The organism is Leeuwenhoekiella sp. NPDC079379, assembly GCF_044542075.1.
Taxonomy (GTDB): domain Bacteria; phylum Bacteroidota; class Bacteroidia; order Flavobacteriales; family Flavobacteriaceae; genus Leeuwenhoekiella.
The window spans coordinates 559,019-574,975 of the sequence record NZ_JBITTU010000002.1 but is presented as its reverse complement, the minus strand read 5'-3'; the positions used below and the strand labels follow the sequence as shown (position 1 = coordinate 574,975).

Genomic DNA, 15,957 nt, shown 5'->3' with positions numbered 1-15,957 from the left:
TTATTTTACTGTTACTTCACCTTTTGTTTCTTTCATTTTAGATAAGAAAAAGAGAGATAATACTGCTAAAACAGCTGCAACCCATAAAAATGCAGACTCATTTATCGCATCAGATAAACCACCTGCGATTGCCGGAATTAAAACACCTCCTACAATTTCTGCAACCCCTGTTACAAACCCCACAGCTTTTGCTTTAAGATGGTTAGGCACTGCCTCTGATGGTACAATTGCTGCCACAAGCGGTATGGTACCTACCATAGCATAAGTAATAAACATAGCGGGCAGATGTGCACCAGAACCGTTTAAATAATACACAGCAAACGGATAAAAAATACCCAAGATTAATGCTATCAATAATGCTTTCTTTCTACCTATTTTATCTGATATTCCGGGGAAAAATAAAGAGGAAACAAGCATTGCAACCCCCAATAAACCCATAGTTTTTTGCATATCACCTGCAGACATACCTTGCACGTCTGTAAAATATTTTGTGATAAAAGGTATCGTTGCGAACCACCATCCAAAAACACAGCAGGCTAATGGTGTACCCCATTTAATGTTAGTATACTGCCATAATTCTTTGATATTAAATCCATTTTTTACCTCAATCCCCCTACTTTCAGTAGTGGATTTTTTTAAATAAACTGCGGCCAGTACTCCCATTAAAAGTCCCGGAACACCTGCTATATAAAAGGCGGTACGCCAACCCATATTTTCGGCAATTTGAATAAGAATTATTGGCGCAAGTATAGAACCAAATAGAGCTCCACCTACGGCTTGTACAATTCCTACATTAATACCTAATCTGGTAGGAGATGATTCCCGTTCTACAAATATTTGCGCAAGCGGAATCACAGGACCTTCAGCTAAACCCATCACAAGTCTGGCTGCTAATAATGCACCAAAACCCATTGCTAATCCTGAACCAAATGAGCATACAGAGAAAATAAAAATTGCCACTATAAATGTGATTTTATTTTTATTTCTAGACTCAGACCAGGCTGTCGTAAAGTAGCTTGATACGGCCCAGGCTAAAGATAGACCTGCTGCTAAAAGTCCTATCTGAAAATTATTAAGATTCAGATCTTTTGACACATAAGGCACCAGATAATTAAGTGCCAGCCTATCAAAAAACAGGACTCCAAAAGTCAACGCCATTAGCGCTACTACTCGGTTTTCATAAGAAAATATTTTTTTCATTTAGTTAGGGTTTAGAGAGGTATTTAAATGGTGATTAATTGGCAGGTATGAAAAAATCATAAATAAGTTGAGCCATATTTATATCCTGAATATTGTTTCCTAAAAATGTCGGAAGCTCTGCTTCTGTAGGAACACTCAATAGGTGTCCGCCATTTTTAACTTCCACTAGTTGAATATCATATTTTGACGTAGTTGCTTTAAATAAAACAGCTGTTGCACCATCTTCTTTATCGAGGTCAGGAAATATTGAAGTTGCTGTAGTAGGAAAATCTAACCCGGCAAGATTTGCCCAGTATTCTATTGTTTTGCGAGTTGACATTACTTCTCCCCGCTTGTTGCCATCCTCTACATTTACTTCGCCGCCCTCATACGGGTTTATAGAATCTCCCGTCCCATTTAATATCATTATAGAAACAGGAGCACTGCTGTTTATACAGTCATTATTTGTATCAACCGGTAAGCTTGCACTTACAGCTGCATATTTTGCAAAGAATTCAGGTAGCTCTTTAGCAAGTTTATAAACCATATGACCTCCGTTAGAATGACCGGCAACAAAAACACCAGATTTCTTAACAGCATATTTATAATTAAAAAAGGCAATCATTTCTTTAAAAAATGCTATATCATCTATGTCTAAAACATTAGCGTCAAAATTGGCTTCTTTACGGCATTCATTCCAGTGCTGTTTGTAGCCATCAGGATAAACGATAATTGCATTTTTGCGTTCTTGCGACAGCTTGTTAAACCAGTTTTCAGTATATCGCATAATGGCGTCACCACTTCCATTAGAACCATGTAATACAAAAATAAGCTTGGGATTTTCGGTTATATTATTTGGAATGAAATAGGAAAATGTCCGCTCGTTTTGATCAATTTCTATAGAATCTTTTAATACAGTACTAAAGTCTAATGAGTCTGTTGCTGTACTTTTAATTTTTGGTTCGCTTAAATCACTAGTCACGTTGCTCTTACAAGAAAGTAATGAGGTTAAAACTGCTATAACAAGAAGTTTTCTAAAAATGACGTTCATAAACTTTATACAATTACTATGGGTTTATACAATTGAGTACTGCAATATTGCTTTTGATTAGTGCGGGGATTTTCTAAACTGTGTCTTATTACTCATTGCATCAGACCACTCAATAACCCCATTAGCGTTAGCCCATTCTGTATGTAAAGCCGCCATTTTTGCAACCATTTCTGGTTGAGAATCTGCAATGTTCTTAGATTCTGTTCTATCTACAGCTAAATCATATAATTCCCATTTATTACCGGGATAAACTGATACAGCTTTTAAATCTCCCATCCATATTGCACGATCACCAAACCATTCAAAACATATAGGTTGTTCTCTATTCCAGTCATCACCCTGCAATAAGGGTAAAAAACTCTCGCCAGCAAGTACATTTGTTTGTATGCCATTGTAACTTTTAGGATATTCTACATTTGCAATACTTAATAAAGTTGGCATAATATCAACCATATGCGTTCCCCCTTTTAAAATTTTACCTGCACCTTGTTGACCGGGATAGCGTATAATAAATGGAGTTGCAGTTCCTCCTTCGTAAGGAGATGATTTATAACTTCTTAGTGGGCTATTTGATACTTGTGCCCAATTTTTAGAATAGGCTTCCATAGAACCTGCGGTACCTACAGGACCTTCATTTCTATGTACGGTAAAAGGCATTTTACCAACATCCATATTTTCGGCACCATTATCAGATAAGAAAACAACAATTGTGTTGTCCAATTGGCCTGTAGTTCCTAAATAGTTAAGTAGCTTTCCTATATTTTGATCTAGATTATCTACCATCGCTGCATAAACCTCCATTTTTAAAGACCAGTCACTTTTTTCTTGTGCACTTAAACTTTCCCATGACGGCAAGAGCGTATCTTTAAAAAGATCCCAGTTTTGATCTACAAGACCTAACTTTTTAATATTCTCAAATCTAAGTTTACGTAACTCATCCCAACCGGCATCATATTTACCTTTATACTTTGCGATGTCTTCTGGCTTTGCGTGTAATGGCCAGTGTGGCGCATTGTAAGCCATATACAAAAAGAAAGGTTTTTCTTGAGGAGTATTTTTTACAAAATTTATAGCCCTGTTAGTGAGCTCATCGGTAAGGTAAAAGTCTTCTTTATCTATAGTGTAAACCTCGTTACCTTCGTATAAAAATGCAGTTGAAGGTGGGCCTTTGAGCAAAGGTTTTGTGTCAAAATAACTAGCACCACCATCTAGAAAACCAAAGAAATTATCAAAACCTCGCTGTAATGGCCAGTGTGCTTTATCATTACCCACGTGCCACTTACCAGACATATAAGTTGAGTAGCCACCGCTCTTAAATACTTCTCCTAAAGTCAACGATTCTTTATTAAGATAACCCTCATAACCAGGCATACCAAAATCTTCATTAAAAAAACCTATTCCGGCTTTATGAGGATATTGCCCGGTAAGCAAACTTGCCCGGGAAGGTGCACAAATAGTATTTGTATAAAAACGCATTAACCTTGTTCCCTCTGATGCTAAACGGTCAAGACTAGGGGTATTTATTTCTGATCCATAATTACCCAGGTCTGAAAAACCCATATCGTCTGCCATTATAAGAACAATGTTGGGTTTTTTCTCTGGCTGAGAAATCTCTATTTGATCTTTAACAATGTTTTTACAACCGAAGCAAAGTAGCATCAGTACTCCTAAAACAGGTATTCTTATTACGTTCATTTTCAATCAATTATTTAATAAATAGGGTCTTTATCATTACTTAGTTCATTACTATAGAAATATATTTTATAGTAAATCAGGAATTAAAATCTATAGGTTGCTGTTAAGAAATAAGCTCTAGGCATAGTTCCTTGTGTAGAAAAAACTGCATTAGGATTATTTGCAATGTAATCAGGTCCAAAACCATCTCTATTTAATGCTTGTGGAAACCCTCCCGGACCTTGCCATCCTAGAATTCCGTATTTGTCAAGCACATTATTAATATTTAATTGTAAACCGAATTTTTTAGAAAAATCATAACCAAAGGCTAAATCTACATTACCGTAAGCAGGCAATATAAATGCGTTAGGAACATTGGCCTGTCTGTCTCCCATATAGCTGTAATTAAGAGAAGCATAAAACTTTTCTCCATTGTATATAGGGTTTACATTAAAGATTAGGTTAGCGCTATTATCTGCTTCATTACCAGAAAAATCGATAATTGTATCATCTTCAGCCCCATCTTCTCCCTCTGCCCAGGCAGTATATTTATCGGCCTTTGCTTTTTGTACAACAGCATTAGCTCTAACAGACCATTTTTCAGCTATTTTATATGTTGCCTCTAATTCAAAACCTAGTGTTGTATACTCGTTAAATTGATATGTGGGGGAATAATTTGTGCGCGATTCTGATGAGAATGTTTGTATATTAGGTACATTCTTCAAGTTGCTATAAAAGGGAGTTGCAACTAGTTTTAAATTTTCTGTGTTTACCTTATATCCTATTTCAAATTGAGTTATTTCTTCTAAAAGTGATTGATTGTTTTGTTCTAAAGAATTTATTAAATCATCATTATTAAGATCTAAATAGAAAGAAGTAGATTGTGCTTTATTACCACGAGCAAATCGTGCGTAAATAGCTTGCTGATCGCTGAATTTATAATTTAAACCTGCGGTGTATGAAAAACTATTTAGATCATAATTATAATTTACCGGAGTACCAGCTGTACCTCCTCCATTATCCCACAGAGTAAGTGGGTTGCCATCACGACCACCAAATGTGGGATCATTTTGTCTTGGGTTTGCGATTGCAATAGAATTAAACCCTTCTGAAGTTATGCTTTCATATCTAAGTCCGTAGTCTAAAGTAAGCTTTGGTGTAATTTTCCAATTATGACCAAAGAAAATTGCAAATATTCCTTGCGTAGTTTCACCATTATCAGACCCTGTCCACCCTACATTCATAAAACCTTCAGGACTAGTTACCTCATATGTATTGCCGTCATTAGCATCTAAAGTGATTTGAGCAGGTACCGGTCTATCTTGAATAAGACCCCCGCTTAGTGCCATACCCTTATTATAATTTGTAATCTTTAATTTTGAACGACTATAAAAACTACCCAGGTTAAAACTGCTTTTCTCTGTTTTTTTAGTAATGATAAATTGATTAGCAATCTCGTTTCTGTCTATATCAGTATAAAATAATGGCATAAACAATAGTGAATTAGGCTGTACATTAGATCCTGGGAAATTATTATTTGCTCCCGGAGTAAATAGTACTGGCGGTCCTGGCACTGAACCCGGGCCTACATTAGGCGTTAAGGTGACAGTACCAAATTCTACACCGGTTCTTGGGTCTGCAAATCTATAAGTACCGGTACGATGCGGGGCCGGTCCTGCAAATAAACCTGGGATTGCATAAAATGGAATATCTGTAGTGCTTATAGGTGTAACCACAGCTGTTGCATTACGCTCATCATCTTTTCTAGAATATTTAAAATCATTCTTTAATGAAAAACCGTTTCCTAAGTCCTGCATCCAGTTAAAACCAACAGACCTATCAATATTGTGTAAAAGATCTGTCGAGTTAATGGTACGTGTACCCTCCTCATTAAAAGGTACTTCTATAGAAAAATCATAGAGTGCATAAGAATCATATTTAGAAAAACCTTCAGCTATTTGTGGGTCGCTCCAATTTGTAGAAGGTATAAATGCCATTCTATCATTTTTATCATTTAGGTATTTTAAGTTCAATCTAAAAGAACCCGATTTGTATTTTTTTACCAGATTACCTCGTATTTGCCCACCTTTATTAACCGGGTAACCACGATCTCTAGCTCCATCTGATCTGCGGTAGAAGCCACCAATATTATATGTCCAGCTATCGCTTAAAGGACCACCTACATTAAAATCTGCTCTATAATAAGGGTTTTGACCATTACCTTCTAGACCATATTTAGCTCGTATTTCACCAGCAAATTCATCACCACCAGTTTTAGATACATAATTAAAAATACCACCGGGAGCATTAGCTCCTAAAATAGATGCTGTACCACCTCTTACAGCCTCAACTCTATAAGTCATGGCATCTGCTCTAAGAAATAAATCTGGATAAAGCTCTACGTTAGTTACCGGTAAACCATCTTCTTGTAATGACACATATCTGTAACCGTTAATATTATCAATAGAGTTTGCAGAGAGACCTCTTGAGTATACAGAATTCCATATTTCACCTCTGGCCTGATTAACAAAAACACCTGGAATGTTTTTTAATAAATCTGCAGAACTCGTGGGTGCAGTTCGCTGCAGTTGTTCTGCTCCTATAGTTGAAATTGCAACTGAGGCATCCATGCGGCTGCGGGCATCAAATACACCTGTAACAACTACAGCATCTAATTGACTCGCATCTTCTTGTAATTTAATCGAAATCGTTTGCGCTTGAGGCACTTTAACTGTTATCGTTTTATTAGAAAAACCTACATAAGAAATGATTACTTTATAGGTACCATTATCTAGACTGTTTAAAACAAAATTACCATCAAAGTCTGTTACTGAACCCTTTTTGGTTTGTATAATAAGTACAGATGCTCCAGGCAAAGGCATTCCAGATTCATCTAAAACTTTACCTTTAATTTGACCAGTTTGAGCTTGAACGAAACCAATCATTAAGAGTCCTAAGATGAATAGTAAAGATTTTGACTTGATTTTCATAATTTGTTATTTTTAGTTAATCAAATAATGTATCCGCGATTAATAGATGATTTATTTACATATTTCTAATTCTATCATATTCAAATTTCAGATATATCAATAATATTTATGAATCATAAAAAGACTAATTATATTCATTATCAACACTTTTGAGTGTTGCTTATCTCTAATAATCCCAATTCAAACAAAAAGCCGAAGAATTAATTCTTCGGCTTTTAAAAAACAGCTAATTCAGACTATAATTTATAGTTGAGGGTTAAAAAATATGCTCTTGGTTGTATTGCAATAACTGGGTGTATAGCATTAGGATTTGCAGCCACAGATTCTTTAGTTACCCGGTTAGGGTTAAAGGCTTGTAAAATATCTCCAGGAGCTAATGAGGTCATAATTCCAAAATTATTAGTTAGGTTATTAATGTTAACAGAAGCTTTAAAACGCTTCGTAAAATTATAACCAATACCAAAATCTAATTGTCCAAAACCAGCTATCTCATAAGCATTAGGTTGATTTGCCTGTCGCTTTCCTAAATATTTATATTGTAGTAATGTGTAAAATTTATCTGTATAATAGGTAGGTGTTAGTGTTGCTATAAAATTTGGGTTATTTTCTGCATCATTACCGCTATAGTCAACTAATAAATCATCTTCTCTAGGAGCTTCACGAGGATCCCATAATAACCAGTCTTTTAGTTTTGCTCGTTGTACCGTTGCACCTCCTGTAAGACTAAAGTTCTCATGAATATTCCAATCAAGTTCAAGTTCTACCCCTACTGTTTCTATTGAATTTTGAACTGCCGGAGTATAGTAAAATTGATTATTTTCATCTGCAGTTAAACTAGTAACTGTAATATTACTTAGTGTACTATAAAATGGAGTAATTACTGCATTTATCTTATCAGTTTTTAATTTATAAGCTGCTTCAACCTGAGTAATTACCTGATTTTCGGGATCTGTACTATCTACCGCAAACTGGCTGGTATAGCTTCTGTAAAACTGAAGATCTGGAGCTTTTTCTCCTCTTGTAAAACGCACATAGACTGCATTATTATCGTCTAATCTATAGTTTGCACCTGCCGAAATAGAAAAACCTGAAACTTTTTTATCAAACGATGTTGTGTTAGCTCCTAAATCCTGACTAAAGTTATCGAATACAGTATTAGGATTCCCATCAAGACCACCACCTGCAGATCTTCCGAAGTTAGGAACTGAACGATCTACTGTACCATCTATATTTGATGTTTCAATACGGAAACCCCAATCTATATTTAATTTATCTTCAATAAATGATAAATTGTTTCCGAAGAAAAATGCTAACTGACTTACATCTGCATCAAAATCACCGTAGCCAAAACTACCTCCTATTTTCATATAGCCTTCTGGGCTACTTAGCTGATAGGTTTGGCCATTTACCGCTGCAAACGATACATCAAGAGGTACAGGCCTGTCTTTAATTAATGACAGTGATAAGGTAGGTGCAGACATACTGCGGTCTTCAATTTTAGATTTTGAATAAAATACACCCACATTAACAGATGCATTATCCCACTTTTTACCTACAACAAATTGATTCATTACTTCATTAAGTTTTGAATCGTTTAATAAGGTACCATTATAAAAAACAGAATTATTTACAGCTTCCGGAAGGTCTGATGACAAAACCGTCCAGGAAGGGGGCGCAGTTTGTGATAAGTTCTGAGAAACTGTAGCCACCACTTGATTGGTTTCACGATCTGTGAATGTATAAACACCCGGTAAATTTACAGACCCCGGAGGTCCTACACCACCGGCAAAAAAATAGGTAGATTGATCTTCAAGACCTGTAAAACTTGTTGCAGTATTTGAAGCAACAGAATAGGTTTTAGCACTGTATTTAAAATTATTAGCTATAGACCAGTTATTGTTAAGCTTTTGATCTAAATTAAAACCTACGCTAAAATCTTTAGACTGGTTTGCATCTGCAGGATCAAATGTACGTGTACCACCACGGCCATCAGGCACCTCTACAGCACCTTTAGGTAGCAAATAAGAATCTCTCTGATTTACTCCTGGAGCCAGTTTAATATCATCAAAACCCTGTGCAGGGGTAACCATTGCTAAAGCATTACGATCATTTAAATATTTTGCAAAAAAACGAATCGATGAGCCTTCACCATATTGTTTTGTAAGGCTTGCTTTTAATTGTCCTCCTTCATTTAATGGATAGCCAGCATAGCGCGCACCATCTGCCTTGCGAAAAAAGCCACTCACATTATAAAACATGGTCTCGTTAATTTTATCACCATAGGTTACATCTGCTCTGTAAAAAGGATTTTTACCATCACCTTCTAATCCCAGACGCACACGTACCTCATTCATATCTTCTGCGCCCGTTTTAGATAAAAAATTAAAAATACCACCGGGTGCATTTACACTGGTTATAGATGAAGTACCACCACGCACTGCCTCAAGTCTTTTAATAGATGCATCGCTTCTAAAAAATAAATCTGAAACAAGTAATCCGTCTGAAATAGCAGTTACCGGTAATCCATCTTCTTGCAAAGAGACATAATAATATCCGTTATTTGATTCGGTAATTGAAGTGTTTGAATTTGCTGAAATACCCCGTGCATAGACTGTATTACGTACTTCACCCGCAGAAGAGTTAACGTAAACTCCTGGAGTATTTTTTAATAAATCTGCGGCACTTACAGCTACCAGTCTATCTAGTTCTTTAGCTCCTAAGGTAGATATTGCAACAGAAGATTCCATCTTACTACGGGCATCAAAAACACCTGTAACAACAACATCATCAAGCTGGGTTGCATCTGCCGCAAGTGATATACTAATCGGGCTGTTTTGAGGCACAGTTACCGCTACAGTTTTTCTTGTATAACCCACATAAGTTATCACAAGATTATAGGTTCCGTTTTCAATTCCGTCGATGCTAAAATTACCATCGAAATCGGTCATTGTACCTTTATTTGTCCCCTCAATTAAAACTGACGCACCCGGTAATAAAACACCTGTTTCATCTTTGATTTGGCCTTTTAATTGTCCTGATTGCGCATACGCAAAATCAATCATTAGGAATCCGATACAACATAAAAAGAGTCGAATACATTTACTCATAAAAAATGGATATTTAATTTGGTTAAATTGATATCGCTATTTTTTACATAAATAATTGCAATTATGATAAAAATAACTATCCCAAATTTCGGATATTACAAAGTTTATTGTAAATCAAAAACGGACTAAAACTATTCAATATCAACCATTAATGGCGTATTCTCGTGGAGTTATACCAGTCTGTTGCTTGAAGAATCGCGCAAAATTACTGGGTGTTTGGTTACAGAGTTTTACTGCAATTTCAGACACATTTAAGCGCGAGTGTCTAATGAGTGTCTTAGCCTCAAGAATAAGCATTTCTTTAAGTAAATCTTGTGCAGTTTTCCCAATGGCTGTCTTCACACATTTATTTAAATAATTAGGCGTAACATTTAATAAAGCTGCGTAATCATTTATAGTCTGGTATTCATAAATATGCTTGGCTAGTGCGTGTTTATACCGCTTGGTAATTTCAAAATTAGATTTCTTATTCTTCTTAGCAACAACAGTAGAAGGTTCTGTTCGCAGTTCTTCAAATAGCGTCATTAAATTTAAGGCTATTAGATTTTTCTTGTGTTCTTCTGCTCTATATAAAACTATTAAACGCTCTAGTATATGCTCAAGGGTAATTTGTGATGCATCTTGAAGAGAAATCAATGGATTTGACTGATACTGAAAAAATACAAATTGTTCGGTTAAATACCCTTTTGGAAAAAGATCAAAGAGTTTTTCATTAAAATGACAATAATACCCTTCTGCATCTTCGCTAAGCATGGTATGCTCTGTTATTTGATATGCTGGTAGAAAAAAAATAGCAGGCGCTAAAATCTCATAACTATTTAATCCTTTACTACGTACTGCAGTTCCTTTTTTTAAAAAGAAAAAATCGTGATAGGTTTTGCGATGGGGTAATACTTTAAAATTCTTTTTATCAGAAATATCATCTACGCGATTAATATGAAAATCTTCATGAATCGCATTAGACATCAACGGAAGCCAGTCAATAGAATGCATATGAAATTTTGAAATTTCATATGTACTTAGCGTTGGTATATTATGATCTGTACCCATTTATTTTACATCATTATTCTATAATTGCTACAGCTCTAGTCCACCCGCCGCTTCCTTTCTCTATTTTTGCTGGAAAGCAAGCAACTTTAAAACCAGTTGCAGGCAACTGATCTAAGTTTGCCATTTTCTCAATTTGACAATATTCTTTTTCAATCCCTACATAATGTGCTTGCCAAATAACGCCTTCTCTGGGATTTGCTTTATAATCTGCTACCTGCAGATGCATAGGAATATCCCATCCCCAACCGTCTGTTCCCATTACTTTAATACCTTGGTCTATTAACCAATGTGTTGCTTTAGCAGAAGCACCTACGTGAATGCGAGCAAAATCATCATCGTGTAAGCGTTTATCAGCATCACAACGTATGAGAACAATATCAAAGGGCTTTAACGTATAATTTATTTCAGCTAACTTTTCAATTAAATCTTCAGGTTCAAACATGTAGCCATCTGGCTTATCTGTAAAATCTAGAATCACACCATCTCTAAAAAACCAATCTAAAGGCATCTCATCTATAGTACGCGATGGTTTACCGCCACAGGTAGGATAATAATGATAAGGTGCATCTACATGTGTACCACAGTGACTGGTAACTGTAAGAAATTCACCTGCAGGTCCATTTCCGTTAGGAAAAACATCTGTTAATCCTCCAAAAAGTACACTACCCATTTTCTGAGCACCATCCTTATGGTTTTCATAAATTATAGTTGTAGGTAACGGCTCCTTTATTTTTTCTGAAATGGTTACAGATAGATCAATTATTTTCATAAATTAAAACTTTACGATATCGATTGAGAATTACAATTTTTTATTATTTTATGTTCATAATAAGGAAACTATTATTACGAACTTAACATCACTTACACCTTAATTTTATTAAAAAATAAATTAATTAGTGCTCGTTCTGTAAACTTCACATTTTATTACTGATAAAACTAATCATAAGTATGCAAGAACTATTCAAAATCAATACTTAAATAATTATATCAATATAAATAATTGGTTTTATATTCTTAATTATAATTAAAAAATCAATTTTAGTATGATTAAATAACCTGTTTCAACTAACTTTTAATAAAGAAAACTAGATTTTTTCAAATCAAAAAAGACCGTTTAATTGCCTGGCATTTCTATAAAACAGATTTATAAAAAACTATTCCTTTTTAAATATATTATTCTAATTTCTAGATTATTACAAATGTAAATACGTGCCTAATTCTAAATCTTAAAAATACTGCTTTAAGATTTTCTAAATTCACCGGGTGAGACCCCTACTCTCTTTTTAAACAACCGGCTAAAATAAGCAGGATCATTAAAGTTTAAAAAGTAAGCAACTTCTGCAATTGAATAAGATGTATTAAGCAGGTATTTTTTAGCTTCATTTATAATAAAATCTTGCACAACCTGTAAAGCAGGTTTACCTGCTACATTATGGCAAACACGATTAAGGTGAGTCTGTGTAATACCTAAAGCATTAGCAAATTCTTTTATAGAAAGCAGTTGCTGAGCATGTAAACGTATTAATTCCTGAAACTGTTGATAATAGGCTAGATTGCGATTATTAGATAATAATTCTTCTGAAGTAGTTCTAAATTTCTCGCGATACAATTCCAAATACAGCAATTCAAAATAGGTTTTTAAAGCTAAAAGTTTTTCTGGCGCTTCATCAAATAACTCTTGTTGAATTTTAGACTTTATATAATTCAATGATTCGAAAAATTCAGAATTTTCAGAAAAAGAATAACAATATAATAAATCACTCTGCTTCCTTATTTCAGATTTATCTTTTAATAAAGTGTCATAAAATGATACCGAAATGGTAAGTACCGCACCTGTAATATGCGGTTCGTAATGAAAACCATGTAGAACATTAGAGGGCACTGTAATTACGCAAGGTGCAATAAGTTCTAATTGCTTTCCTTCAGAATACAATATGCCACTACCCGATTCTATAATAAATAGCTGTACTAAATCTGTATGAATGTGCTCAAGAATTTCCCAGGAGTAAATTTTACTGCGATCTTCTAAAGGTTCTATATGTATAAAGTCTGAAACTAATGCAGATTGTTGATCTCCATATAAACCTTGATATCTAAGCAAATTATTCATAAATGTGTATTACTACTTATTTTATATATAATCTAATATTTGTAAAAATCTAATATACAATTGGTTGTATACTTAGAATTATGATTTCAAACTATAAATTTACTAAATATGTTTATTTTGTCCTGTTATATTTTAAAATAGTGCAAACGTTATCGTTGATATCTAGCTACTTTCGGTTAACTCAAATCTTAAACTGTAGCGCATGAGCTCTTCTTTAGAAACCACATTTGATAGAAACTTGCAACCACCGTATAGGCACGAGGAATATAAATCTACTTTATTACGTGCACCAGCACAGGCTTTAGTAGTGCCAAAAAGAAAGGAAATTCACTTAAATGGTCCATTATTTAAAGATTTTAAATTAGATGCTTTAGATCACGATTTGACAAAAAATTCTATTAAAGATGGTGAACCTATAGGTGAACGTATCGTTGTACATGGTAAGGTCACTAATGAAAAGGGGCAACCATTACCTTTTACCCTCATAGAATTATGGCAGGCTAATGCTGCCGGGCGCTACGTACATAAAGTAGATCAACATAATGCTCCTCTAGACCCAAACTTTTTAGGAACAGGTCGCTGTATGACTGATGCACAGGGTTATTATAAATTTTATACCATAAAACCTGGAGCTTACCCGTGGGGAAATCATCCTAATGCATGGCGTCCCAATCATATTCATTTTTCACTATTTGGGGGGGACATAACTAGTAGATTAATTACTCAAATGTATTTTCCAGGAGATCCGCTTTTTAAACATGACCCTATTTTTAATGCAGTTCCACAGCAGGGTAGAGACTTGTTAGTATCTTCATTTGATCTCTCAATCACCGAACCTAATTTTGCTTTGGGTTATCGGTTTGATATTGTACTACGTGGAAAAAGTGCAACTCCTTTTGAAAATATATAAACCGCTATGAATAGTCTAGAATTATATAATCAAACTCCCTCACAGACCATTGGTCCTTACTTTGCTTATGGTCTAACACCTCAACAATACGGTTACGATTTTAAGAGTTGGGTAGATAATGATATGACAAAAGGTTTAAAATCTACACGTTTTATAACAATTACAGGTACGATTTACGATGGCAATGCAAAGCCTATAGATGATGCAATGCTTGAGCTTTGGCAAGATGATGGCGAGCATCAACTTTTTGGACGTTACGGTACAGGTACTGAGACCGAAAACTCCTTTACATTCAAAACTATAAAACCAAAATCTGTAAACGGGCAGGCTCCTTTTATTAATGTTATTTTATTTATGCGGGGTCAGTTACTACATTCATATACCCGTATTTATTTTGAAGATGAATCCCAACTCAACTCAACAGATGTTGTGTTTAGTGGAGTGCCTCTAGAGCGACAAACTTCTCTTATCGCAAAGAAAAAAGGCGATCAATATCTGTTTAACATATATATGCAAGGTGCTCAGGAGACTGTCTTCTTTGACATTTAAAAACTAAACTTATGTCTTTATATTCTAAGACGTTTTATTCTAGCGAACTAACCCAGCTTTTTTCAGATCGAGAAGCAGTTGCAAAATTACTTCAGGTTGAAGCCGCTTTAGCACTAGCTCAGGGAGAAGCTGATATTATACCAATAGAAGTAGCAAAAACCATAGCAGATTGCTGCCGGGTCGAAGCTATAGATATCAATGCGCTTAAAACTGATGTAGTTCTGGGAGGAAATGTTGCCATTCCGCTAGTTAAGCAATTGACAAAGATTATTAAAAATCGTGATTTTGAAGCTTCAAAATATGTTCATTTAGGGGCTACTAGTCAAGATATCATAGATACAGCTACAGTACTTACTATTAAAGAATATATCCTGTGGCTTGAGAAAAAATTAAATGACTTAGAAAAGGTTTTAATAGACCTAACTCATAATCATATCAATACCTTGATGATGGGTAGGACGCTATTACAGCAGGCAAAACCAATGACTTTTGGTTTGAAAACTGCAGGTTGGTTAACAAGTTGTACACGACATAAAGAGCGTTTAAATCAACTTAAAAGCAGAATACTCAGATTACAGTTAGGGGGAGCGATAGGTAGTGGCAACGCTAACATCACAGAAGACGTTCAGCAAAAAACCGCAGATTTACTAGCATTAGATACTAGTTTCCCGTGGCAAACGCAAAGAGACACTTTTGCCGAATTTGCTTCTTTTTTAGGGATACTTTCAGGGAGTTTAGGGAAAATAGCAAAAGATGTTTCGCTACTTATGCAAACAGAAATAGGTGAAGTATTTGAGGGAGCTTCAGAAGGTAAAGGAGGCTCAAGCACTATGCCGCACAAACGCAACCCCGTAAATTGTGCACTAATTATAAGCAACGCTACACGCACACCGGGACTTGTTTCTACAATGCTTAACGCTATGCCACAAGAGCACGAGCGCTCGGCTGGTAATTGGCACGCAGAATGGGAAACGCTATCCCAACTTATGAACTTATCGGCTGGGTCTATAGAAAAAACAGTAGATCTAATCACCTTTCTAGAAATAGACAAGGAGCGTATGCTTCAAAATATAGAGATCACAAATGGGCTTATTTATGCCGAAAAAGTTTCACTTCAACTGGCTAAGTCTTCAGGGAAAATGCAAGCTCACGAAGCTGTCAAAAAAGCCTGTACGCTAGCAATTCAACAGAAAAGACATTTAAAAGATGTTGTTATAGAAATGCACCCAAATTTAGAGAATATAGACGATTTATTTAAACCTGAAAACGCTATAGGGCATAGTGTCTTCTGGGTTGAAAAAATCATAAGCCGTTATTTATAATAATGTAAGACTAAA

11 protein-coding genes are annotated in these 15,957 nt (G+C 35.1%); 3 read left to right on the top strand and 8 right to left on the bottom strand.

What is annotated here, in order from left to right; genetic code table 11:
* From ACIGAM_RS05820 to ACIGAM_RS05785, 8 genes are all read right to left on the bottom strand, one after another.
* Nucleotides 1-1,200, bottom strand: coding sequence for an MFS transporter (locus ACIGAM_RS05820; RefSeq protein WP_396510517.1), 1,200 nt, complete (start codon nt 1,198-1,200; stop codon nt 1-3).
* A gap of 34 nt (nt 1,201-1,234) precedes the next feature.
* A complete protein-coding gene (locus ACIGAM_RS05815) occupies nt 1,235-2,230 on the bottom strand; it encodes an alpha/beta hydrolase family esterase (protein ID WP_396510516.1) in 996 nt (331 codons plus the stop codon).
* A 57-nt stretch (nt 2,231-2,287) separates the two neighbouring features.
* A complete protein-coding gene (locus ACIGAM_RS05810) occupies nt 2,288-3,925 on the bottom strand; it encodes an arylsulfatase (RefSeq protein ID WP_396510515.1) in 1,638 nt (545 codons plus the stop codon).
* A gap of 83 nt (nt 3,926-4,008) precedes the next feature.
* Nucleotides 4,009-6,894 carry a TonB-dependent receptor domain-containing protein gene (locus ACIGAM_RS05805; protein ID WP_396510514.1) on the bottom strand — a complete coding sequence of 962 codons (2,886 nt, stop codon included), beginning with the start codon at nt 6,892-6,894 and terminating at the stop codon, nt 4,009-4,011.
* 236 nt (nt 6,895-7,130) lie between these two features.
* A complete protein-coding gene (locus ACIGAM_RS05800; protein ID WP_396510513.1) occupies nt 7,131-9,956 on the bottom strand; it encodes a TonB-dependent receptor in 2,826 nt (941 codons plus the stop codon).
* Nucleotides 9,957-10,142: 186 nt separating this feature from the next.
* Nucleotides 10,143-10,994: a helix-turn-helix domain-containing protein gene (locus ACIGAM_RS05795; protein WP_396510512.1), complete on the bottom strand. Its 852-nt coding sequence runs from the start codon at nt 10,992-10,994 to the stop codon at nt 10,143-10,145.
* A 70-nt stretch (nt 10,995-11,064) separates the two neighbouring features.
* Nucleotides 11,065-11,820 carry a cyclase family protein gene (locus tag ACIGAM_RS05790; RefSeq protein ID WP_396510511.1) on the bottom strand — a complete coding sequence of 252 codons (756 nt, stop codon included), beginning with the start codon at nt 11,818-11,820 and terminating at the stop codon, nt 11,065-11,067.
* A 471-nt stretch (nt 11,821-12,291) separates the two neighbouring features.
* The gene (locus ACIGAM_RS05785; protein WP_396510510.1) at nt 12,292-13,161 is read right to left on the bottom strand and encodes a helix-turn-helix domain-containing protein; all 870 of its coding nucleotides are present in this window, start codon (nt 13,159-13,161) and stop codon (nt 12,292-12,294) included.
* A gap of 202 nt (nt 13,162-13,363) precedes the next feature.
* On the opposite strand from ACIGAM_RS05785, the gene pcaH reads away from it, so the two are divergent.
* Genes pcaH through pcaB form a run of 3 tightly spaced genes read left to right on the top strand, consistent with a single transcriptional unit; the run spans nt 13,364 to nt 15,942 of the window.
* Nucleotides 13,364-14,071: a protocatechuate 3,4-dioxygenase subunit beta gene (gene pcaH / locus ACIGAM_RS05780; RefSeq protein ID WP_396510509.1), complete on the top strand. Its 708-nt coding sequence runs from the start codon at nt 13,364-13,366 to the stop codon at nt 14,069-14,071.
* 6 nt (nt 14,072-14,077) lie between these two features.
* Nucleotides 14,078-14,620, top strand: a complete 543-nt coding sequence (pcaG, locus tag ACIGAM_RS05775) for a protocatechuate 3,4-dioxygenase subunit alpha (protein ID WP_396510508.1) — start codon at nt 14,078-14,080, stop codon at nt 14,618-14,620.
* Nucleotides 14,621-14,631: 11 nt separating this feature from the next.
* Nucleotides 14,632-15,942, top strand: a complete 1,311-nt coding sequence (gene pcaB, locus ACIGAM_RS05770; RefSeq protein ID WP_396510507.1) for a 3-carboxy-cis,cis-muconate cycloisomerase — start codon at nt 14,632-14,634, stop codon at nt 15,940-15,942.
* Nucleotides 15,943-15,957: the final 15 nt, after the last annotated feature.

Coding starts and splice junctions, on each gene's coding strand:
- ACIGAM_RS05820 (WP_396510517.1), bottom strand. CDS start 1,200: ATGAAAAAAATATTTTCTTATGAAAACCGAGTAGTAGCGCTAATGGCG.
- ACIGAM_RS05815 (WP_396510516.1), bottom strand. CDS start 2,230: ATGAACGTCATTTTTAGAAAACTTCTTGTTATAGCAGTTTTAACCTCA.
- ACIGAM_RS05810 (WP_396510515.1), bottom strand. CDS start 3,925: ATGAACGTAATAAGAATACCTGTTTTAGGAGTACTGATGCTACTTTGC.
- ACIGAM_RS05805 (WP_396510514.1), bottom strand. CDS start 6,894: ATGAAAATCAAGTCAAAATCTTTACTATTCATCTTAGGACTCTTAATG.
- ACIGAM_RS05800 (WP_396510513.1), bottom strand. CDS start 9,956: ATGATTGATTTTGCGTATGCGCAATCAGGACAATTAAAAGGCCAAATC.
- ACIGAM_RS05795 (WP_396510512.1), bottom strand. CDS start 10,994: ATGCATTCTATTGACTGGCTTCCGTTGATGTCTAATGCGATTCATGAA.
- ACIGAM_RS05790 (WP_396510511.1), bottom strand. CDS start 11,820: ATGAAAATAATTGATCTATCTGTAACCATTTCAGAAAAAATAAAGGAG.
- ACIGAM_RS05785 (WP_396510510.1), bottom strand. CDS start 13,161: ATGAATAATTTGCTTAGATATCAAGGTTTATATGGAGATCAACAATCT.
- pcaH (WP_396510509.1), top strand. CDS start 13,364: ATGAGCTCTTCTTTAGAAACCACATTTGATAGAAACTTGCAACCACCG.
- pcaG (WP_396510508.1), top strand. CDS start 14,078: ATGAATAGTCTAGAATTATATAATCAAACTCCCTCACAGACCATTGGT.
- pcaB (WP_396510507.1), top strand. CDS start 14,632: ATGTCTTTATATTCTAAGACGTTTTATTCTAGCGAACTAACCCAGCTT.